18 protein-coding genes and 1 riboswitch are annotated in these 19,848 nt (G+C 71.1%); of the genes, 3 read left to right on the forward strand and 15 right to left on the reverse strand.

Annotation, left to right across the window (positions count from 1 at the left end; genetic code table 11):
* Positions 1–92: 92 nt before the first annotated feature.
* The 5 genes from Sp245p_RS10530 to Sp245p_RS10550 form a co-directional block, all read right to left on the reverse strand.
* Positions 93–1,298, reverse strand: coding sequence for a hypothetical protein (locus Sp245p_RS10530; RefSeq protein ID WP_014240023.1), 1,206 nt, complete (start codon positions 1,296–1,298; stop codon positions 93–95).
* 148 nt (positions 1,299–1,446) lie between these two features.
* A complete protein-coding gene (locus tag Sp245p_RS10535; RefSeq protein WP_014240021.1) occupies positions 1,447–2,154 on the reverse strand; it encodes an ABC transporter ATP-binding protein in 708 nt (235 codons plus the stop codon).
* A complete protein-coding gene (locus Sp245p_RS10540; RefSeq protein ID WP_244439378.1) occupies positions 2,154–3,893 on the reverse strand; it encodes a branched-chain amino acid ABC transporter ATP-binding protein/permease in 1,740 nt (579 codons plus the stop codon). Before Sp245p_RS10540 ends, Sp245p_RS10535 begins: the two co-directional genes overlap by 1 nt.
* Positions 3,886–4,770, reverse strand: coding sequence for a branched-chain amino acid ABC transporter permease (locus Sp245p_RS10545; RefSeq protein ID WP_014240019.1), 885 nt, complete (start codon positions 4,768–4,770; stop codon positions 3,886–3,888). Before Sp245p_RS10545 ends, Sp245p_RS10540 begins: the two co-directional genes overlap by 8 nt.
* Positions 4,771–4,777: 7 nt before the next feature.
* Positions 4,778–5,932 carry an ABC transporter substrate-binding protein gene (locus Sp245p_RS10550; protein WP_014240018.1) on the reverse strand — a complete coding sequence of 385 codons (1,155 nt, stop codon included), beginning with the start codon at positions 5,930–5,932 and terminating at the stop codon, positions 4,778–4,780.
* 69 nt (positions 5,933–6,001) lie between these two features.
* A riboswitch (TPP riboswitch) is annotated at positions 6,002–6,099 on the reverse strand.
* A gap of 160 nt (positions 6,100–6,259) precedes the next feature.
* On the opposite strand from Sp245p_RS10550, the gene Sp245p_RS10555 reads away from it, so the two are divergent.
* A complete protein-coding gene (locus Sp245p_RS10555) occupies positions 6,260–6,637 on the forward strand; it encodes an STAS domain-containing protein (protein WP_014240017.1) in 378 nt (125 codons plus the stop codon).
* A 4-nt stretch (positions 6,638–6,641) separates the two neighbouring features.
* Here Sp245p_RS10555 and Sp245p_RS10560 read toward each other — a convergent pair whose 3' ends face one another.
* A complete protein-coding gene (locus Sp245p_RS10560; RefSeq protein WP_014240016.1) occupies positions 6,642–7,538 on the reverse strand; it encodes a DMT family transporter in 897 nt (298 codons plus the stop codon).
* A gap of 214 nt (positions 7,539–7,752) precedes the next feature.
* Between Sp245p_RS10560 and Sp245p_RS10565 the strand changes: the two genes are divergently transcribed.
* A complete protein-coding gene (locus Sp245p_RS10565) occupies positions 7,753–9,807 on the forward strand; it encodes a phytoene desaturase family protein (RefSeq protein ID WP_109138490.1) in 2,055 nt (684 codons plus the stop codon).
* A 9-nt stretch (positions 9,808–9,816) separates the two neighbouring features.
* On the opposite strand, the gene deoA is transcribed toward Sp245p_RS10565, so the two are convergent.
* The 8 genes from deoA to Sp245p_RS10605 all read right to left on the reverse strand — a co-directional run bounded on the left by deoA (position 9,817) and on the right by Sp245p_RS10605 (position 18,271).
* Complete coding sequence (gene deoA, locus Sp245p_RS10570) at positions 9,817–11,139, reverse strand: thymidine phosphorylase (protein WP_109138491.1); 1,323 nt, start codon at positions 11,137–11,139, stop codon at positions 9,817–9,819.
* Positions 11,140–11,176: 37 nt separating this feature from the next.
* A complete protein-coding gene (gene deoC / locus Sp245p_RS10575; protein ID WP_014240014.1) occupies positions 11,177–12,067 on the reverse strand; it encodes a deoxyribose-phosphate aldolase in 891 nt (296 codons plus the stop codon).
* Positions 12,064–12,897, reverse strand: coding sequence for a purine-nucleoside phosphorylase (locus tag Sp245p_RS10580; protein WP_014240013.1), 834 nt, complete (start codon positions 12,895–12,897; stop codon positions 12,064–12,066). The genes deoC and Sp245p_RS10580 overlap by 4 nt, the downstream gene beginning before the upstream one ends.
* Positions 12,898–12,912: 15 nt before the next feature.
* Positions 12,913–13,341 (reverse strand): cytidine deaminase, encoded by a 429-nt coding sequence (gene cdd, locus Sp245p_RS10585; RefSeq protein WP_014240012.1) that lies wholly within the window; start codon positions 13,339–13,341, stop codon positions 12,913–12,915.
* Positions 13,341–14,315: an ABC transporter permease gene (locus Sp245p_RS10590; protein ID WP_014240011.1), complete on the reverse strand. Its 975-nt coding sequence runs from the start codon at positions 14,313–14,315 to the stop codon at positions 13,341–13,343. Before Sp245p_RS10590 ends, cdd begins: the two co-directional genes overlap by 1 nt.
* On the reverse strand, positions 14,308–15,456 hold the full coding sequence (locus Sp245p_RS10595) for an ABC transporter permease (RefSeq protein WP_014240010.1): 1,149 nt from the start codon (positions 15,454–15,456) through the stop codon (positions 14,308–14,310). The genes Sp245p_RS10590 and Sp245p_RS10595 overlap by 8 nt, the downstream gene beginning before the upstream one ends.
* Positions 15,457–15,571: 115 nt before the next feature.
* Positions 15,572–17,107, reverse strand: a complete 1,536-nt coding sequence (locus tag Sp245p_RS10600) for an ABC transporter ATP-binding protein (RefSeq protein ID WP_014240009.1) — start codon at positions 17,105–17,107, stop codon at positions 15,572–15,574.
* Positions 17,108–17,272: 165 nt separating this feature from the next.
* Positions 17,273–18,271, reverse strand: coding sequence for a BMP family lipoprotein (locus Sp245p_RS10605; RefSeq protein ID WP_014240008.1), 999 nt, complete (start codon positions 18,269–18,271; stop codon positions 17,273–17,275).
* A 230-nt stretch (positions 18,272–18,501) separates the two neighbouring features.
* Between Sp245p_RS10605 and Sp245p_RS10610 the strand changes: the two genes are divergently transcribed.
* A complete protein-coding gene (locus tag Sp245p_RS10610) occupies positions 18,502–19,164 on the forward strand; it encodes a LysE family translocator (RefSeq protein WP_244439389.1) in 663 nt (220 codons plus the stop codon).
* A gap of 4 nt (positions 19,165–19,168) precedes the next feature.
* On the opposite strand, the gene Sp245p_RS10615 is transcribed toward Sp245p_RS10610, so the two are convergent.
* A complete protein-coding gene (locus Sp245p_RS10615; protein ID WP_014240006.1) occupies positions 19,169–19,846 on the reverse strand; it encodes a DedA family protein in 678 nt (225 codons plus the stop codon).
* Positions 19,847–19,848 lie beyond the last annotated feature (2 nt).

Raw genomic sequence — 19,848 nt, forward strand, 5'->3', positions numbered from 1 at the left:
CGACGCCCCGGATTCCCGTCATGTCGTCCGGCATGCCGGTCAATGTGTGCCCTGCCTCCGCCCCGTCAACCGCGCGGCGCGGACCTACCCCCTTAGGGCTTGCCCGTCTGGGCCGGCGCCGGAGAGGTCGGCGCCTGAGCCGAAGGCTGGGCCGACGGCGGGTTGACGGCGAGGCGCCGCAGCACCTCCGCCAGATTGTCGCGCACCTTGTCGGCCAGCCCGATGTCGGCCTCCTGCGCCTCGTGGAACAGGATCGTGAACAGGCGGCCCGGCGACAGGAAGAAGGTCAGCGAGACGTGCATCTTGCCCTCCTTCAGCGCGCAATCGACCGATCCGGTGCGCAGCATCAGGCCGGGCAGGTCCTCGACGGCGCTCAGCGACGCGGCCGGCGTGCCGCCCTCGCAGCGCTTCTTCATCGCGTCGACGTAGCCGGCCGACAGGTCCTCCAGCTTGGAGCCCTCCTCGACCATCCGCTCGCGGATACCGCCGACGATCGGGCCGATGCGCCAGGCCATGTCGGCGGGGCGCTCGCCCTTCGGCACATTCTCCAGCGACACGCGCTTGACGTCGCGCACGCCGGCCGCCTTCAGCAGGTCGGCCAGCCCTTCCGGCAGCTCGTCGGGGCGGGTCGCGACCTTCTTGGTGCGGGTGTCGATGGGCGGGACGGCGCCGGCCTTGTCCACGCAGGTCTTCAGGTCGGTGAGCACCTTCTTGGTGCCCTTCAACGCGAAGGCCATGCGGTCAGCGTCGGAGGAGAACACCACCTCCTTGCCGTTCATCAAGGCAGTGTAGAGTTCCTCGTCCTTGCCGTTGGGGATGACCAGCATGTCCGGCTTGGGCGCCAGAGCGCGGCGCTCGCGCGTCAACTTGCCGTCCACCACGACCTTGACCTTCCACTGCTCGCTGCCCGGCAGCTCCGCGCCCGGGATGCCCATGCCGAGATTGACCTCGCCCTTGACGTTGCGCGCGATCATCAGGACATGGCCGGTGTCGAAGCGGCCCTCGATGGCGCAATAGGCGAACTTGCCGTCCCGGTCGCGCGACGGGCCGCCTTCCCAGCCGTCCTCAAGCTCGGCCGGTCCGGTCTTCTCGGTCGGATCGGCGGCGGCCGGAGCCGACGGCGCCGAAGGAGCGACGGTGCGGGGCGCCGGCGCGGGTCCGGAGGACGGCGCCGGGTAATACATGGTCGGCGGGTTCACGGGGACCAGTTCCGCCACCTGCGCCCCATCGGCGTGGGCGGCGGCGGCGCCCAGCAGAAGAAGGGAGGAGAGTGCAGCAGCGACGGCTTTGTCCAGCATGGCAGAGGTAATCCTTACGGGCAGGGCGACGCCGGAAGCTAGCCCCACCATCCGGGATCGGCAAGCGCAAGACGAGAAAGTCACGACAAAGATCCCGGCCTGTTGCCGCAATGCCGAATTGCGTCCGGCGCCACCCGGCGAGCGCGGATCAGCCTCCCAGAAAGGCGTCCCGCAGCGCGTCGGCGGGCAGGCTTTCCACCGGCCCGTCATGGACCGACCGACCGAGGCGCAGCAGCACGACGCGCCCGGCGGCTGACAGGGCGCGGGCGGCGCTCTGCTCGGCGACCAGCACCGCCGTTCCGGCGGCGGCGATGGCGCGGACGGCGGCGAAGACCTCCCCGGCCAGTTTGGGTGACAGGCCGAGCGACGGCTCGTCGAGCAGCAGGACCCGCGGGCGGCCCATCAGCGCGCGGCCCACCGCCAGCATCTGCTGCTGCCCTCCGGACAGGCGCCACGCCCGTTCCTCCGCCTTGCCCTCCAGCGCCGGGAACAGGGCGAAGACGCGCTCCAGGTCGCGGGCGCGCCCGGCCCGGCCCAGCCGGCTCGCCACCTCCAGATTGTCGCGCACGCTCATGCCGGGGAAGACGCGCCGGCCCTCCGGCACATAGCCCAGGCCACGGCGCACCCGCTGCTCCGGGGCAAGGGCGCCGATCTCCTCGCCCGCCAGCCGGACCCGGCCGCCCGTCGCCGGGACGAGGCCGAGGATGGCCTTGAGCAGCGTCGACTTGCCCGCCCCGTTGGCGCCCAGCAGGGCCACCGCCTCCCCCGCCGCCACGGACAGCGACAGCCGGTCCACCGCCACCGCCCCGCTGTAGCCGGCGGTCAGCCCCTCGACCTGCAACAGGGGTTCGTTCATCACGCGCCCTCGCCCAGATAGGCGGCGACCACGGCGGGGTCGCTGCGCACCCCCTCCGGCGGGCCGGCGTAGAGCGGGCGCCCCTGGTCCAGGCACAGCACATGACCGGCGAGCGGCAGCAGGAAGCCCATGTCGTGCTCCACCACCAGCAGCGCGGTACCTGTGGCGGCGATGGCGTGCAGGTGACTGGCCAGTTCCGCCTTCTCCCCGTCGGTCAGCCCCGCCGCCGGTTCGTCGAGCAGCAGCACGGCGGGCTGGCGGGCCAGCGCGCGGGCCAGTTCCACCCGGCGGCGCAGCGCCGCGGGCAGACCGGCGCAGGGCTTGGCGGCGAGGTCCGCAGCACCCAGCCGCTCCAGCGCCCACAGGGCGTGCGCCTCGGCCTGGGCGATCGAGCCGTCGCGCTCCAGCCGCGCCGCGGCCACGGCGGCCAGAACGCTGGCGCCCTCGGGCAGGCTGACGGCCTGGAAGGTGCGGGCGATCCCGGCGCGGGCGATGCGGTCTGGCCGCTTTCCAGCGAGATCCGTCCCGCCCATCAGCACCCGCCCGCCGTCCGGCGTCTCAAGGCCGGAGATCAGATTGACCAACGTCGTCTTGCCGGAGCCGTTGGGGCCGATCAGCCCGGTGATGGTCCCGGCTTCCAGCGTCAGCGACACCCCATCCACCGCCCGCACCCCGCCGAAGCCCTTGGTCAGCCCTTCCACCCGCAGCAAAGGCCCACCTGGAATGGCCATTTCCGGCGGAGCTTCGGGCTTCGGCAAGGGCACCGGGCGGGCCGGGAACAGCCGGTCGAGCAAACCGGTCAGCCCGTGCGGCGCCAGCACGATGGTGGTGAGCAGGGCCACCCCATAGACGATCAGATAGCTGCGCTCCAGGAAACGGAACCACTCCGGCAGGTGGAGCAGCAGCACCGCCCCCAGGATCGCCCCGGCCACCCGCCCCCGCCCGCCGACCACGGCGATGGTCAGGACGGAGACCATGACGGGGAACTCCAGCACCTCCGGCGAGACGACGCGCTGGGTGTGCACGGCCAAGGCGCCTGCCGCTCCGGCATAGACGGCGCTCAGCGCGAAGGCGGCCAGGCGCAGCCCGCCGACGTCCAGACCCAGCGTGCCGGCGGCCAGCGGGTCGTCGCGCACCAGCGTCAGCGCCCGCCCCCAGCGCCCGTGCGCCAATCTCCAGGCGAGCAAACCGCCCAGCGCCACGAAGCTCCAAACCACCGCCGCCAGCGGCAGACCGCGCGGCACCGCCCAGCCGAACAGGACGATGCCCGGCACCCCCGGCAATCCGTTGGCGCCACCGGTCAGGCCGGGGCTGTTGACCGCCAGCAGATGGACGACTTGCGCGATGCCCAGCGTCGCCAGCGCGAAGTAATGGGATTCCAGCCGCAGCACCGGCAGTCCGACCAGCAGGGCCAGCAGCAGCGGCACCAGCAGCGAGACCGGGAAGGTCGCCGCGAAGCCAAGCCCCCACTGGCTGCCCAGGATGCCGGTGGCGTAGGCCCCGATTCCGAAGAAAGCGCCATGGGCCAGCGACAGCGCCCCGCCCAGCCCGAAGACGATCTGGAAGCCGATGGCGGCCAGCGCGTACACCCCCGCCACGGTCAGCACGCGCAGCCCGTAAGGCGACGCGTACAGCAGCGCGTACGCCACCAGCACCGCAAGCATCATTCCCTCCCCCGCCCAGCGGGGGAGGGTCAGGGTGGGGGCCAGCGCCCGCAACTTGCGCACGCCCTTACGCACGGCGCCGCGCCGCCTCCCCGAACAGCCCCTGCGGACGGGCGACTAGGATGACCAGCAGCGTGGCGTAGAGCAGCCCCAGCGCCACCGGATAGGACAGCACCGACGACACCCCCACCTCGAACAGCGCGATCAGCAGCGCGCCGGCCACCGCTCCGGGGACCGAGCCCCAGCCGCCGATGGTCACGGCGATGTAGGCCTTGAGGATCAGATCGCCGCCCGCCGTCGGCGTGACGAAGTAGCGGTTGGCGAGCAGCAGCCCCGCCGCCCCGGCGAAGGCGGTGCCCAGCGCGAAGGTGATCAGGATCATCGCCGTCACCGGCACGCCACAGGCCCGCGCCATCTCGGGGTCCTGCGCCGTGGCGCGCAGGCGGCGGCCGAGCTGGGTCCGCCCGAACAGCCATTGCTGCCCGGCGATCAGCAGAGCGGCGACGGCGATGATCGCCAGCGACTGCTCCGCCACCACCAGCCCGCCGAGGTCCAACGTCCCCCCGCTCAGCAGCGGCGGGGCCGCCCGCGGTTCCGGTCCGAACAGGACGGAGGCGCCGTTCTGCAGGATGATGCCCGCCGCGATCGTGCTGATGAAGACCGCCACCGGCGGGCGGCGGCGCAGCGGAAGATAGGCCGCCGCCGCCAGCAGCAACCCAAGCCCGGCCATCAGCACCAGCACCACCGGCAGCAGAAGCAGTCCGGGCAGCGGCAGATACCCCGGCAGATGCGGCGCCAGCGCCACGCCGAGCAGACCGCCGGCCATCACGAGATCGCCCTGCGCAAAATTCACCGCCGCGGTGGCGTTCAGCACCAGCACGAAGCCGAGCGCGACCAGCGCGTAGGCCGCACCCAGGGCGAGGCCGTTGACGAGAAGCTGCAGGGTGATCAAGGCTTGCTCACTTCACCATGCCGGTCACCACGCCGGTCAGGTTGTCGTAGCGCTTGGCGATCGCCGGCACGCGCGAGGCGCCGTCGTAGCAGACGATCACCGCGGAATGCGCCATGTTGCCCTTGCCGTCCGATTTGTAGGTCATGGCGAGGCCCTGGTGAGTCCCGCCGGACAGGGCCTTGCGCACCGCTTCCGCGTTGTCCGCACCGCCCTGCACCGCCGCCAGCACCATGCGGATGCCGTCATACTGGCCGAGCGCGAAGGCGTCCGGCTCCGCGTTGAAGGCGGCGCGGTAGGCGGCGGTGAAGGCCTCCACCTCCGGGCTGCCGCCGGAGATCGGCGAGGCCGCCGTCTCGGCGCAGACGCCCTTCAGCTCGGCCGGTTCCAGAAGCGCCGCCGTGCTCGGCTGGTGCATGGCGGAGCCGGCGACGATCGGCACCGCCACCCCGTTGGCCGCCGCCTGCCGGATGAACAGGGCGGTCGGGCCGGAATGCAGATGCAGCACCAGCACGTCGGGCTTGGCGGCCAGCGCCTTGGTCAGGACGGGCAGCAGATCCTTGGCGGCGGGGTCCACGCCCTCCTCGAACACCGGCTCGACGCCGAGCTTCTTGAAGGCCTGCTCCAGATGGGCCTTGCCGCTCTGCCCGTAGGCCGTCGTCTGGTAGATCACCGCCGGGCGCTTCTTGCCCAATTCCTCCGCCACGTAGCGGGCATGGGCCTCCTTGGTCACCGCGTCGCCGGGGAAGAAGCGGAAGACCCAGGGGTTGCCCTGCTCGGTGATGCTTGCCGTACCCGACACGGTGACCAGCGGAATTTTGTAGTCCTGGGCCAGCGGCAGCATCGCCAGCATCTGCGTGCCCAGCATGCTGGCCGCCACCGCGGTGACCTTGCCGCCCGCCGCACGCTCCAGCGCCGTGACCGCGGCCTCCGGAGAGGTGCCGGTGTCGATCACCTCCGACCGCACCGCCACACCCGCGGGCGCGTCCTTCAGCGCCAGGACCGCGCCGTTGCGCTGGCTCGTGCCCTCCAGCGACAGGAAGCCGGTCAGCGGCACCAGCACGGGGACCGACGCCTCGCCCGCCCGCGCCGCGCCCGGGAGGAGCGACGCCGAAAAGACCGCCGAAATGGCCGTTGCCGAGAGGATGGAAAGGAAGCGCCGCATGGATGTGTCTCCTCCTGCCCGGCGAAGAACCGCGCGAGGACGAGGAGGCCAGGGAAGTAGCGGCGGCACAGCCTCGAACGCTTGGCTCCCTTCGCTGGCATGACCCAGATCAGGTTCGATGGGTGTGGTCTCAGCCCGCCTTGCGGCAGGCACCCCAGCCGTTCGTGTGCACAGTGTGAGCCCGGCGCGCGGCTGTCAAGCGGCGGCCCGGCGCCTTTTCACAATTTCGCAACGCAACAGACACCGGAGAGTCGTGCTTCCCGTGGTTCCTTCCGCCGCCCCCGGCCCGCGCCGGACCGTCGCCCCAACCGGAAGTCGCCCCGAAGCATGCGGCCCACCCCGTCGCACAGCACCGTCACCCTCAACCCCTTCGCCACGGCGCAAGGCGGATGCGAGTTGCGCGCCGTCCTGTCAGGGCGGATCGACCACGCCGCCCTGCCCGGCCTGACGCCCCTGCTCCGCCGCGTCGCGGAGGCACGGGCGCTGACCCTGCGCGTCGATCTGGGACGGGTGGAGTTCCTCGATTCCTGCGGCATCGGCATTCTGCTGGCGCTGCGCAACGCGGTGCTCGACTGCGGCGGCGCTATCGCCTTCGAGAATCACCCGCCGCGGATCCGGCGCGTGCTGGAGCGCAGCCGGATCATCGCCCTGACGGCCTCCCCGCACGCCGTCGACGGCGGGTTGACGCTTCCCGCCGCCGCCTGACCCGTCAGTCGCCGCGGCGCAGCGTTTCCCGATAGAGGATGTAGAGCCCGCTGGCGATGATGATCCCGGCACCGGCCAGGACCGTGGGAGTCGGCACGTCGCCGAAGACCAGGAAGCCGAGCAAGGTCGCCCAGATCATCCCCGTGTATTCGAAGGGCGCCACCACCGCGGCACGGCCCAGGCGGAAGGCCTGGGTCATCAGCACCTGCGCCGCGCCGCCCAGCGTGCCGACCAGAAGCATCAGCCCGAGGTCGAACCCGCCCGGCTGCACCCAGTCGGGAATCGCCGCCACGCCACTCACCACCGTGGTGGTCAGCAGCAGATAAACGACAATGGCGGTGTTGCTCTCCGTCCGCGACAGGCCACGCACCGCGATCATCGCCAGCGCATAGAAGAAGGCCGCAGCCACGCCGACGACAATCGGCAGGAGCGGTGCGTCGGCCTCCGGGCGGGCCATCACCACCACGCCGCCGAAGCCGACCAGCACCGCCGCCCAGCGCCGCCAGCCCACCGGCTCGCCGAGCAGCGGCATCGACAGCGCCGTGATGAACAGCGGCCCGGCGAAGCTCAGCACATAGACCTCGGCCAGCGGCAGATGCTTGAAGGCGTAGAAGAAGCAGCCCATCGACAGCAACCCGGCCAGCGAACGGAAGACGTGGGCGACCGGGCGCCGCGTGCGCATCCCACCCCAGCCGCCGCGCGCCACCGAAATGCCGCCGACCAGCACCACCGCCACCAACGACCGCGCGAACATGAGCTGCGCCACCGGATAGCCGCTGCTCAAGTATTTGATGAGCGTGTCCATGCCCGCGAACAGGAAGATGGCCAGCACGAAGCAGCCGATGGCACGGCGGGTGTCGTCGCTGGCGGCAGCGGCGGGAAGAGCGGCGGCTTGGGTCATGATTGCACAGTATATGAGCAGCCCGGACGCTGCCCAATGCCGCAACCGCAGGTCTGGCCCGCGCCGCATCGCCTGGAGAGTGCGTCGGCGATTCACGCTTCGTGAATCGCCGGGCGGACGTTTGGCGAAGCGACCCCGGCCTTTCGCGGATCGGCGCTGGCCCCGGCCGATGCGGTGGACAGTCTGGCGGGCGTCACCACCGCAAGGGTCCACCATGCTCCTGTCAAAGCCGATACCCCAATCGATCCGCATCCTCGTCGGCTTCTCGCCCTGGATCGCTTTCGGCGCTCTGCAACCGGCGGGCCATGCGGCGGCCGTGCTGGCGGCGCTGCTGCTCAGCCTGACGCTCTGCGCCCATGATTGGCGTGCCCGATCGCCGAAGGCGCCGGAACTGGTCGCCGCCGTCTTCTTCGCCCTGTTGCTCCTCATCGGACCGCTGGAGCGTATGGGGATGACCGTTCATCTCGCCCTGGCCGGCATGGCCTTCGCCTCGCTCGCGCTCGGCCGTCCCTTCACCCTGCCCTACGCCCGTGAGACGACACCGCCCGGCCTGTGGCACTTGCCGCAGTTCGTCGCCGTCAACAAGGCGGTCACCGCGCTGTGGGGCGTGGTCTTCCTGGCCGGCGCTGCCGGCTTCGCCGTCACGACGGAGGTCGGCGTCGTCACCTCCGCCCTCGCCACGCTGGCCGGCATTCTGGGGAATCGCCACTTGCCGGACTGGCTGGTCAACCGGGCCGTCGCCCGCCGTCTGGCCGAACGGGAGCCTTACCCCTGGCCCGCGCCCGCCGTCCTCGGACAAAAGGACGGTGTCGTCGTTGTCGGCGCCGGCATCGGCGGGCTGACCGCGGCGGCCCTTCTGGCGGAGGCCGGGGTCCGCGTCTCCGTCCTGGAGGCGCACGACCGCCCAGGTGGCTATTGCTCCTCCTGGGACCGCAAAGTGCGGCTGCGCGACGGGACGGTGGGGCGTTTCACCTTCGACGCCGGGGTGCACGACGTCAGCGGCACCCATCCGGATGGCCCGGTCGGGCATTTGCTGCGCACGGTCGGCGTGGCGGACCGCGTGTGCTGGCAGCCGGTGCACCGCGCCATCGTCCGAAACGGCGTCCCTCAGCCGTTGCCCGGCGACGCCGCGGGTCTGGCCGCCCTGATCGCGCGGGAGCATCCCGGCAGCGCCGCCGGGGCCGCCGCCTTTGTGGAGGAGATGCGCGGCGTCTACCGCGACCTCTACCGCGGCTGCGCCGAGACCGGCCTTCCCCACATCCCGCGCGACGTCGCGGCGATGCGCGCCTACCCGCTGGAGTGCCCGCAGGCCTTCCGCTGGCAGGACCGCGGCTTTCTGGAGATGCTGGAGCATTACGTGCCCGACGCCGGGGCCCGCGCCCTGCTGTCCAGCCTGACCGGCTACCTGTCGGACCGCCCGGAGCGGCTGGGTGCCACCCGGATGGCGCCGATCTTCGGCTACTTCTTCGACGGCGGCGCCTATCCGGAGGGCGGATCGCAGCGGCTCGCCGACGCTCTGGTCGAGGCGATCCGCGCCAAGGGCGGCGAGGTCCGGCTGCGCACCCCCGTCCGCCGCATCCTGGTCGAGGACGGCCGGGCCGCCGGGGTCGAGACCCTGGACGGCAAGCGCATCGCCGCCGCCGCGGTGATTTCCAACGCCGACACCCGGCGGACCCTGCTGGAGCTGGTGGGGGAGGAGCATCTGCCCGCCGGCTGCGCGGAGCATTATCGCGCACTGCGCCCCTCGACCTCCGCCTTCCTGGTCACACTGGCGCTGGACATCCGCCCCGACCTGCCGGCCATGACCTTCCTGAGAGATGACGGGATCGCGCTGGCCCTGCCTTCGGCCCATGACGCCAGTCTGGCGCCGCCGGGCTGCGCCTCGCTGACGCTGATGCGGCTGGAGCCCGCGGGCGGCACCTGGGACCGCTCCGCCCCCGACTATCGCGAACAGAAGACGCGGGAGGGCGAAGCCATGATCGCCACCGCCGCGACCGTGATCCCGGATCTTGAGCGCCACATCCTGCACCGGCAGGAGGCCAGCGCCGCCACCTTCGCCCGCTACACGCTCACGACGGACGGGGCGATCTACGGCACCGACCCCGCGCTCCCCGCCAAGTCGCCGGTGCCCGGCCTGCTGTTGGCCGGCGGCGGGGTCTTCCCCGGTCCGGGGGTGGAGGCTTGCGTCATCTCGGGCCGCCTTGCCGCGGAGGCTCTGGTCGGGCCGGTGCGGGCGCGGCAGGCCGAGGACGGACGCCGCGCCGCGTGAAGCCGCCTCCTACAGCCGGATGCGGTCGGCGATCAGCGGCCCGGCCGGCGGAGCGCTGTCGGCCACGGTGAAGGCGCGGCGGAGCAACGCCGCCGCGTCCTCCGCCTGCGCCGCGCTGCGGGCGTGGACGACGGCGAGCGGGCGCTCCGCCGGCCCCACCGAAGCGCCCAGCCCGGCGACGTCGGCCAGCCCGACCGCGAAGTCGATGGGATCGGTCGTCTTGGTCCGCCCGCCGCCCAGGGCCACCACGGCGATGCCGACCGCCCGCACGTCGATGGCTGCCACCACGCCCGCCCGCTCGGCGAAGACCGGCTGGACGACGGGGGCGGCGTCCAGATAGCGGTCCGGCGCGTCCAGCAGGTCCGCCGGGCCGCCCAGCGCGTGGACCATGCGGGCGAAGCGCTCGGCGGCCTGCCCGCTCGCCATCGCCTGGTCGAAGCGGGCGCGGCCGGCGTCGGCGTCGGGGACCAGCCCGGCCAGCACCAGCAGCTCGGCGGCCTGGGCCGCGGTGACCTCGTAAAGCCGGGAGTCGGGCTTGCCGCCGCGCAGGATGTCGATGCACTCCCGCATCTCCAACGCGTTGCCGGCGGTCAGGCCCAGCACCTCGTTCATGTCGGTCAGCAGCGCGACGGTGGGCAGCCCGGCGCCCTCGGCCACGGTGACGAGGCTGTCAGCCAGTTCCCGCGCCTTGGCGATGTCGGGCAGGAAGGCGCCGGAGCCGAACTTCACGTCCATCACCAGCGCGTCCAGCCCCGCCGCCAGCTTCTTCGACAGGATCGAGGAGGTCAGCAGGTCGATGGTCTCCACCGTCGCCGTCACGTCACGGATGGCGTAGAGCCGGCGGTCGGCGGGGGCGATGTCGTCGGTGGCTCCGATCACCGCGCAGCCGACCTCCTTCACCACCCGCTCCAGCGTCGCCCGGTCGGGCTTGGCGCGGTAGCCGGGGATGCTCTCGAACTTGTCGAGCGTGCCGCCGGTGTGGCCCAGCCCGCGCCCCGACACCATCGGCACGAAGCCGCCGCAGGCGGCCAACGCCGGGGCGAGGATCAGGCTAACCTTGTCGCCGACGCCGCCGGTCGAATGCTTGTCGACCACCGGTCCCGGCAGGTCGAGATGGTCCCAGCGCATCACCGTCCCGGAATCCCGCATGGCCAGCGTCAGGGCCACCCGCTCCTCCAGCGTCATGCCGCGGAAGAAGACGGTCATGGCGAAGGCCGCTGCCTGCCCTTCGCTGACGGAGCCGTCGGTGATGCCGCGCACGAAGGCGCCGATCTCCGCCGCGTCCAGGCGTGCGCCGTCGCGCTTCTTGCGAATCAGTTCTTGGGGAAGCATCCGTGCGTCCGTTCCGTGGTCGAGTCTGTCGCGCGGATCAATAGCCGGCGGTGGCCGGCTGGGCAACCGCTCCACCGCCCTTGCCGTCACCCTTGCCGTCTTTGGCGTCCTTGTCCTTGCCCTCGCCCTTTCCCTCACCCTTGCCGCCATGGCCGGCGGTGGCGAGCAGCGAGTCCAGCAGCGCCGACGCGCCGAAGCGGAAGGTGTCCGGCTTGGCCCAGCCCTTTCCCTGGATCGCGGTGGCGAGCGCGAGGAAGGCCGCCGCCCCATCGGCGTCGCGGATGCCGCCCGCCGCCTTGAAGCCCACCGGCTTGCCCGACTCGTGGATGACATGCAACAGCAGCGCCGCCGCCTCCAGCGTCGCGGCCGGCTGCACCTTGCCGGTGGAGGTCTTCAGGAAATCCGCCCCGGCGGCGATGGAGTCGCGGGCGGCCCAGGCCAGCAGCTCCGGGTCGGGGAAGCAGCCGGATTCCAGAATCACCTTCATCGTCACATCGGTCCCGCAGGCCTCGCGGCAGGCGCGGATCACGTTCATCGGCTGGGTGCGGGCGCCGTCAATGAAGGCGCGGTAGGGAAGCACCACGTCGATCTCGTTCGCGCCGTCCTTGATGGCCGCCTTGGTTTCCGCCGCCACCGTCGCCGCGTCGGCCTCCCCTGAGGGGAAGTTGACGACGGTGGCGATCTTCACGCCGCTGCCCTTCAGCGCCTTGCGCGCGGTCTTGACGAAGCGCGGCCAGACGCACACCGCGGCGACCTTTCCGGCGGGGGTGACGGCGCGCTTGCACAGCGCCTCCACCGTCTGGTCGGTGTCGTCGTCGTTCAGGCTGGTCAGGTCGAGCAGGCCGACGGCGCGGCCGGCCCCCTTGGCGTCGGCCTTGACGGCGGCCGCGGTGTCGAGCGCCCGTTGCAGATCGGCGGGAAGTTTCATGACCGGCGTCCTTCGTCTATGTTCAGCCCGTCGAGAAAGCCGGTCAGCAGCCGCTCCAGGTCGGAGGCGGCGGCCGAGGCGGCGCGCAGGGTCTGGTCATGGTCCACCGGCCCGTCGCCGAGTCCCACCCCCAGGTTGGTGATGACCGCGCAGCCCACGACCCGCAGGCCGCAATGCCGCGCGACGATGCATTCGGGCACCGTGGACATGCCGACCGCGTCCGCCCCCAGGACCTTCAACATCCGGACCTCGGCCGGCGTCTCGAAGGAGGGGCCGGGATAGGCGGCGTACACGCCCTCGACCAGATCGATGTTCAGCTCCAGCGCCCGGCGCCGCATCAGCGCGCGCAAGGCGGGGTCCCAGGCGTCGGTCATGCTGGGGAAGCGCGGGCCGAAGCTGTCCTCGTTGGGGCCGGTCAGCGGGTTGGCGCCCAGCATGTTGATGTGGTCGGAAATCGCCATCAGCCGCCCCGGCCCGACCTCCACCCGCAGCGAGCCGGCGGCGCAGGTCAGCACCAGCGTGTCGCATCCGGCCAGCTTCAGCGCGCGGACCGCCGTCTTCAGCGCGTCGAAGCCGTTGCCCTCGTATGCGTGGACGCGCCCCTGCATGCAGGCGACGGGCTGGCCGCCGAGATGGCCCAGCACCAGCCGGCCCATATGCCCCTCCACGCTGGGCAGCGGGAAGCCGGGCAGGTCGCCGTAGGGCATGACGGTCGCCCCCTCGATCCGGTCGGCGACCCCGCCCAGGCCGGAGCCGAGCACGATCCCCACCCGCGGGCGGAAGCCGGGGACCCGGTGCAGGATTTCCGCGGCGGCGCGTGCAGCGGTCATGGCGGTCAGTTCCCCTCAGAAGTCGAGATTGTCGGGGCCGAAGGAATGCGGCAGCAACTCGTCCAACCGAAACGTTTGCCGAAGCCCTTCCGGTCCACAGACATGAATCGGCGTGTCGGGTTTGGCGAACTCGCGCAATCGCTGGCGGCAGCCGCCGCAGGGCGTGCACAGCCGGCCGTCGCCGCTCTGGCCGCCCATCACCGCGATCGCCCGGATGCTACGGTCCCCGGCAAGGATCATCGCCCCGATGGCCGAGGCCTCGGCGCATTGGCCCTGCGGATAGGCGGCGTTCTCCACATTCGCCCCGGCGTGGATGCGCCCGGATTCGCCCAAAATGGCCGCACCGACCGAAAAATGGGAATAGGGCGCGTAGGCCTGCGCCATCGCGTCGCGGGCAGCCGCGATCAGGGAATCGGCGATCAGGGAATCCTGCGGGTCGCTCATCAGCGCTCCTTCACGTAGGGGACGCCGCTGGCCTTGGGCGCCACCGCCCGGCCGACGAAGCCGGCGAGCAGAAGCACGGTCAGCACATAGGGCAGCATCTGGATGAACTGCACAGGGATCACCCCCACCACCGGCAGCGGCACGCCCTGCAGGCGCACCTGCACCGCGTCGGTGAAGGCGAACAGCAGGCAGGCGAACAGCGTTGGCCAGGGCCGCCACTTTCCGAAGATCAGCGCGGCCAGCGCCAGATAGCCCTTGCCCGCCGTCATGTCGCGCACGAATCCGGCGCCGTGCGCGGTGGACAGGTAGGCGCCGGCAATGCCGGTTAGCACCCCGGTGATGATCACCGCCTGATAGCGCAGCCGCGTGACCGACAGGCCCGCCGTGTCCACCGCCGAGGGGTTCTCCCCCACCGCCCGCAGCCGCAGCCCGAAGCGCGAGCGGGTGAACACCCAATGGGTCGCCACCACCAGAAGAACGGTCAGCCAGATCAGCACGTTGGCGTCGTCGATCAGTTCCCGGTAGACGGGACCGAAGACCGGAATCCCGGACAGCGCCTCGACCCCCGGCAAATGGATCTGGGGCAGGCGCGCCTCTCCCGGCAGCAGCGGGGTCTGGCCACCCTGGCGGAACCAGGCGTAGGCGAGGGTCGGCGCCAACCCGGCAACCAAAATGTTGATCGCCATGCCCGACACCACCTGGTTGCCCTTGTGGGTGATGCAGGCGAAGCCATGGACCAGCGCCAGCGCCACCGAGGCCGCAACGGCGGCGCCCAGGCCCAGCCAGGGGCTGCCGGTGTAGGAGGCGACGGCAGCGGCGAAGAAGGCTCCGGCCAGCATCTTGCCCTCCAGCCCGATGTCCACCACCCCCGCCCGCTCGCTGTAGAGCGCCGCGAAGGCGGCGAGCACCAGCGGGGTCGCCACGCGGATGGTGGCGTCGGCCAGCAGCAGGACGACGAGCAGGGCGTCATCCATGCGCCGCCCCTCCCCTGCGGCGGCGGAACAGCGCCTCGACCCGCGGCTTGAACAGGTTCTCCAGCGCCCCGGCGAACAGGATGACGAGTCCCTGGATGACCATCACCAGCTCCCGGTTCACGGTGGGGTATTCGAAGGATACCTGCCCGCCCCCCTGCGCCAGCACGCCGAACAGCAGCGCCGCCAGGATGATCCCCACCGGATGGTTGCGCCCCATCAGCGCCACGGCGATGCCGACGAAGCCCACCCCGCCGGTGAAGTTCAGCAGAATGCGGTGCTGCACCCCCATGATCTCGTTCACGCCGACGAAGCCGGCAAGCGCCCCGGAGATCGCCATGGCGAGGATGATGTTCCGCGCCGGGGAGATGCCGGCGTAGACCGCCGCCCGCTCGTTCCGCCCGACCGTGCGGATCTCGTAGCCCCAGCGGGTCCGCCACAGGAACAGGTAAAACAGCGCGCAGCAGGCCAGCGCCCACAGGAAGGACAGGTTCAGAGGCGAGACCGGGATGGCGACGCCGATCCAGCCGACCGCCCGGTCCATGGTCGGCAGCCAGACGCCGGGATCGAACTCCCGCGTTTCCGGCGACTGCGATCCGGGGCGGATCAGCACGTCGACCAGCAGGTAGGTCATGATCGCGGCGGCGATGAAGTTGAACATGATCGTCGTGATGACGATGTGGCTGCCGCGCTTGGCCTGGAGCCAGCCGGGGATTGCCGCCCACACCGCCCCGAACAGCGCCGACAGGGCCACCGCCCCCAGCGCCGCCACCGGCCAAGGCCAGCCGGTCAGCGCCAGCCCGACGAGCCCGGCCCCCAGCCCGCCGAGATAGGCCTGCCCCTCCCCACCGATGTTGAACAGCCCGCAATGGAAGGCGATGGCGACCGCCAGCCCGGTGAAGATGTAGCTGGTCGTGTAGTAGAGGGTGTAGCCGATGGCCTCGGGATAGCCGACCGCCTCGGTCACCAGCAGCGCCAGCACGTCCAGCGGATTCTCGCCGATCACCAGGATGACCAGCCCGGACAGGACGAGGGCGGCCAGCAGGTTCAGCAGCGGCAGAAGAGCGTAGCCGACCCAGCCGGGCACCTCGCCCGGCCGGCCGAAGCCCCGGCCCGTCACCCCCTGCGCCGCGTCCTGCGCCATCCCGGCTCCATCCCTGGTCACGCCCGTTCACAAGCCGGACGGCTCGAACGTCCCTGCCCACTGGAAAGTGCCCCGCGCACGGGACCAGCGCAAGCGGGAGCGTTCGGGGTCAACCTTACGCTGCCTCCGCCACCCCGGCCATCATCAGGCCGAGACGCCGCTCGTCCGCCTCGCCCGGGGCGACCTCGCCCACCAGACGGCCGTCGAACATGACCAGGATGCGGTCGGACAGGGCGCGAATCTCGTCCAGCTCCACCGACACCAGCAGAATCGCCTTGCCCTGGTCGCGCAGCGCCACCAGACGGCGGTGAATGAACTCGATGGCGCCGATGTCCACGCCGCGGGTGGGCTGGCCGACGAGCAGCAGGTCGGGATTCCGCTCCATCTCGCGGGCCAGCACGATCTTCTGCTGGTTGCCGCCGGAGAAATTGGCGGCGGGCAGGCGCGGGTCGCGCGGGCGCACGTCGTAGGCGTCCATCTCCGACGCACAGCGGTCGAACAGCGCGCGGCGGTCCATCAGGAGCCGCCCGTTGAAGGCCGGATCGCCCTGATGGCCGAGGATCGCGCACTCCTGCGCCTCGAAGCCGGTGACGAGGCCGACGCGCTGCCGGTCCTCCGGCACATGGCCGACGCCGAGCGCGCGCAGCCCCCGCGCCGTGAAGCGGTCGGGCGTGGCGGTCAGTTCTTCCCCGCGCAGGCGCACGGAGCCCTCCGCTGGCGGGCGCATCCCGGCCAGCGCCTCCAGCAGCTCGGACTGGCCGTTGCCGGAGACACCGGCGATGCCGACGATCTCCCCGGCGCGCACGGTCAGGCCGATGCCCTTCACCCGCTCCACCCCGGCGCCGTCGCGCACGCACAGGCCGGAGACCTCCAGCACCGCCGGGCCGGGCGTGGCCGGCACCTTCTCCACCCGCAGCAGCACCTTGCGCCCAACCATCAGCTCGGCCAGTTCCTCGCGGCTGGTGCGGGCGGTGGCAACATTCGCCACCACCTGCCCGCGGCGCATGACCGTCACGTTGTCGGTCAGCTCCATGATTTCGCGCAGTTTGTGGGTGATGATGACGACCGTCTTCCCCTGCTCGCGCAGCGCGCGGAGGATGCGGAAGAGATGGTCGGTCTCCTGCGGGGTGAGGACTCCCGTCGGTTCGTCGAGGATCAGGATGTCGGCGCCGCGGTAGAGCGCCTTGAGGATTTCCACCCGCTGCTGCGCCCCCACCGGCAGCTCGCCGACCGGGCGGTCGAGGTCGACCTCCAGCCCGTAGTCGCGGGCGAGCCGGGTCAACTCCGTCCGCGCCCGCGCCATCCCGGCGGCCAGGGTGACGCCGCCCTCCGCCCCCAGCAGCACGTTCTCCAGCACCGTGAAGGGATCGACGAGCATGAAATGCTGATGGACCATGCCGATCCCGGCGGCCAGGGCGTCGCGCGGGCTCCGCACCGCCACCGGGCGGCCGTCCACCAGGATCGTCCCGCCGTCGGCGGGCAGATAGCCGTAGACGATGCTCATGATCGTCGACTTGCCGGCGCCGTTCTCGCCGATCACGCCGTGGATGGTGCCCTTCGGCACGGCCAGCGACACGTCGCGGTTGGCGTGGTTGGCGCCGAACCACTTGTTGACGCCGCGGGTTTCCAGGGCGGGAGGGTGTTGGGGCATGGGGACTTTCATGATTGGAAGGTCCTTGCCCCCACCCTTCCCACGGCTTCGCCGCGGGCCCCTTCCCTCCCCCGCTGACGCAGGAGAGGGAGTTTCAATCCCCTCCCCTGCGTCAGCGGGGGAGGGTTAGGGAGGGGGCAATGCTCGGCGACGCAGAAAATCAGCTCACGGCTGATACGGCTTCACCGCCAGCTCGCCCGCGATGATCTTGCGCTTGGCGTCCTCGACGGCCTTCTCCATCTCCGCCGTGACGAGCTTGCGGTTGTTCTCGTCGAGCGCGTAGCCGACGCCCTCCTCCTTCAGCCCGACGACGCGGTGCCCGGCCGTCCAGCTGCCGTCCTTGGCCGACTTCATGCAGTCGTAGACGGTCACGTCCACCCGCTTGACCATCGAGGTCAGGATCTTGCCCGGGTGGATCCAGTTCTGGTTGCTGTCCACCCCGACGCCCAGCTTGCCGGCGTCCGCCGCGGCCTGGAGCACGCCCAGCCCGGTCGCCCCGGCCGCCGCGAAGACCACGTCGGCGCCGCGCCCGAACTGGCTCTTGGCCAGCTCCGCCCCGCGGGTGGGGTCGTTCCAGGCGGCGGGGGTGGTGCCGGTCATGTTGGTGAAGACCTCGCCATCCGCCTTCACATGCTTCACGCCCTGCTCGTAGCCGGTCAGGAAGTTGCGGATCAGCGGGATGTCCATGCCCCCGATGAAGCCGACCTTGCCGCTCTGCGAGGCCAAAGCCGCCAGCATGCCGACGAGGAAGGAGCCCTCATGCTCCTTGAAGGTCACCGACTGGACGTTCGGCAGGTCGAGCTTGTCGTCGATCAGGCAGAATTTCGTGTTGGGATACTCCCGCGACACCTTGTCCACGGCGGCGGACTGGGAGAAGCCGACCGCCGTGATGACGGTGGCGCCGCGCCGCGCCATGTTGCGCAGCGCCTGCTCGCGCTGGCTCTCGCTGGTGACCTCGAACTCGCGGTAGACGATCCCGGTCTCCTTCTTGAAGCGCTCCGCCCCGTTGTAGGCCGCCTCGTTGAAGGACTTGTCGAACTTGCCGCCCTGATCGAACACCACCGCCGGCATGAACTCGTCCGCCGCCAGGGCCGGGCCCGCGGCGGGAACGGTCGCCGCCGTCAGCGACAGGGCCAGGATGGCCAGAATGCGCGTCATCGTCATCGTTCCGCTTCCCCGTTCCGGTGCGCCCGCTTGCCGGGTCGTGGCGGTCAGGATAGCCGCTCCTCCCGCCCCGTGACAGGGGGCACATGGCGTGGGGAATTCCGCCGCAGGTCACAGCCCGTATGGGACCTCCTCCCGCGACGCCGGTTGACGGAAGGGCGGTGGCCCGCTATCACGCCCGCCATTGCCCGGAGGAGGGGCCCGGAGGAGGGAATCGCAGATTGGACGAGGTGATCGGCGTGCATGGTCTGGTGGTGCTGCTGCAGGGCATCGTCCTTGGAATCGCCATCGCCGCCCCCGTCGGTCCCATCGGCCTGCTCTGCATCCGCCGCACGCTCCAGCACGGGCCGCTGATGGGCTTCTTCACCGGCTTCGGTGCCGCCGTGGCCGACACCATCTACGGCGCCATCGCCGCCTTCGGCGTGTCCGCCGCCCTGGACTTTCTTCAGGGGCACGAGATCGCCTTCCAGCTCGTCGGCGGCATCTTCCTGCTCGTCGTCGCCATCCGCACCTTCCGCCAGAAGCCGGAGGACGAGGAGCGCGAGGCCGCCAGCGCGCCCGACACGCCGTCCTTCCTCGGCGGCTTCATGACCGGCCTGTCGCTGACCTTGACCAATCCGGCGACGATCATGGCCTTCATCGCCATCTTCGCCGGCTTCGGTCTGGGTGGAAATCTGGGTCGGGTGGACGCCACCACGCTGGTGGCCGGCGTCTTCATCGGCGCCTCGCTGTGGTGGTTCACCCTGTCCATGGGCGTCGCCGCCGTGCGCCACCGCATCTCCGACCGCGGACTGACCCGGCTGAACCATTGCACGGGGGTGGCGCTGGCGGCCTTCGGCCTCTGGGCGCTCGGCATGGCCTTCACCGGCATGGCCGGCTGGGCCATGGGGTAATCTCTTAAGGGCTGAGCGGGGCCCCCGCCACCGGCGGGTCGCCGTCCGGCCCACGCGACGACTTCTGGGCGCGGCGGATGCCGTGGAAATGGCTGATAAGCCGGTACAGGTAAAGCCCGACCAGGACCACCAGCAGCCCCACCGTGAAATAGCCCACCAGACTGTGCGCGAAGGGCCAGCGGGACAGCATGTAGCCGGTCCAGGCGAGCAGCAGGGTCCACAGGATCGACCCGACCCCGGAATAGAGGCAGTAGAGCGGGATCGACATCCGGCAGGCCCCCGCCGGGATCGAGATCAGCGTCCGCACCCCCGGCACCGGCTGGGTCAGGAAGACGGCGATCCCGCCATGCTTTCCAAACCACTCCGTGCTTCGTCGGACCTTCCTGGGGTGGATCGTCAGCCAGTGGCCGTAGCGTTTTAAAAAGGCTTCCAGCCGGTCGCGGCCCATCAGGCGGCTGGGCAGAAACCAGACCAGTTGCCCGGCCAGCGAGCCCAACCCACCGGCCAGGGCGACGCCGAGCAGATTGTACTCGCCCTGCGCCGCCGCGATGCCGGCCAATGGAATGACCGATTCCGCGGGAACCGGCGGGATGACCCGCGCCAGGACCAGCAGCAGGAAGATGCCCACGTAATTCATCGTGTGCATCACATCGACCAGCCAATTGGTCAGTCCGCCAGCCATTT

It is taken from the genome of Azospirillum baldaniorum (assembly GCF_003119195.2).
In the GTDB taxonomy this organism is placed as follows: domain Bacteria; phylum Pseudomonadota; class Alphaproteobacteria; order Azospirillales; family Azospirillaceae; genus Azospirillum; species Azospirillum baldaniorum.

What these genes read in the sequence shown, in the direction of transcription:
- Sp245p_RS10530 (WP_014240023.1), bottom strand. Translation starts at nt 1,298, where the DNA reads ATGCTGGACAAAGCCGTCGCTGCTGCACTCTCCTCCCTTCTTCTGCTG.
- Sp245p_RS10560 (WP_014240016.1), bottom strand. Translation starts at nt 7,538, where the DNA reads ATGACCCAAGCCGCCGCTCTTCCCGCCGCTGCCGCCAGCGACGACACC.
- Sp245p_RS10615 (WP_014240006.1), bottom strand. Translation starts at nt 19,846, where the DNA reads ATGGCTGGCGGACTGACCAATTGGCTGGTCGATGTGATGCACACGATG.
- Sp245p_RS10535 (WP_014240021.1), bottom strand. Translation starts at nt 2,154, where the DNA reads ATGAACGAACCCCTGTTGCAGGTCGAGGGGCTGACCGCCGGCTACAGC.
- Sp245p_RS10595 (WP_014240010.1), bottom strand. Translation starts at nt 15,456, where the DNA reads ATGGCGCAGGACGCGGCGCAGGGGGTGACGGGCCGGGGCTTCGGCCGG.
- cdd (WP_014240012.1), bottom strand. Translation starts at nt 13,341, where the DNA reads ATGAGCGACCCGCAGGATTCCCTGATCGCCGATTCCCTGATCGCGGCT.
- Sp245p_RS10590 (WP_014240011.1), bottom strand. Translation starts at nt 14,315, where the DNA reads ATGGATGACGCCCTGCTCGTCGTCCTGCTGCTGGCCGACGCCACCATC.
- deoA (WP_109138491.1), bottom strand. Translation starts at nt 11,139, where the DNA reads ATGCTTCCCCAAGAACTGATTCGCAAGAAGCGCGACGGCGCACGCCTG.
- Sp245p_RS10580 (WP_014240013.1), bottom strand. Translation starts at nt 12,897, where the DNA reads ATGACCGCTGCACGCGCCGCCGCGGAAATCCTGCACCGGGTCCCCGGC.
- Sp245p_RS10600 (WP_014240009.1), bottom strand. Translation starts at nt 17,107, where the DNA reads ATGCCCCAACACCCTCCCGCCCTGGAAACCCGCGGCGTCAACAAGTGG.
- deoC (WP_014240014.1), bottom strand. Translation starts at nt 12,067, where the DNA reads ATGAAACTTCCCGCCGATCTGCAACGGGCGCTCGACACCGCGGCCGCC.
- Sp245p_RS10605 (WP_014240008.1), bottom strand. Translation starts at nt 18,271, where the DNA reads ATGACGATGACGCGCATTCTGGCCATCCTGGCCCTGTCGCTGACGGCG.
- Sp245p_RS10555 (WP_014240017.1), top strand. Translation starts at nt 6,260, where the DNA reads ATGCGGCCCACCCCGTCGCACAGCACCGTCACCCTCAACCCCTTCGCC.
- Sp245p_RS10550 (WP_014240018.1), bottom strand. Translation starts at nt 5,932, where the DNA reads ATGCGGCGCTTCCTTTCCATCCTCTCGGCAACGGCCATTTCGGCGGTC.
- Sp245p_RS10565 (WP_109138490.1), top strand. Translation starts at nt 7,753, where the DNA reads ATGCTCCTGTCAAAGCCGATACCCCAATCGATCCGCATCCTCGTCGGC.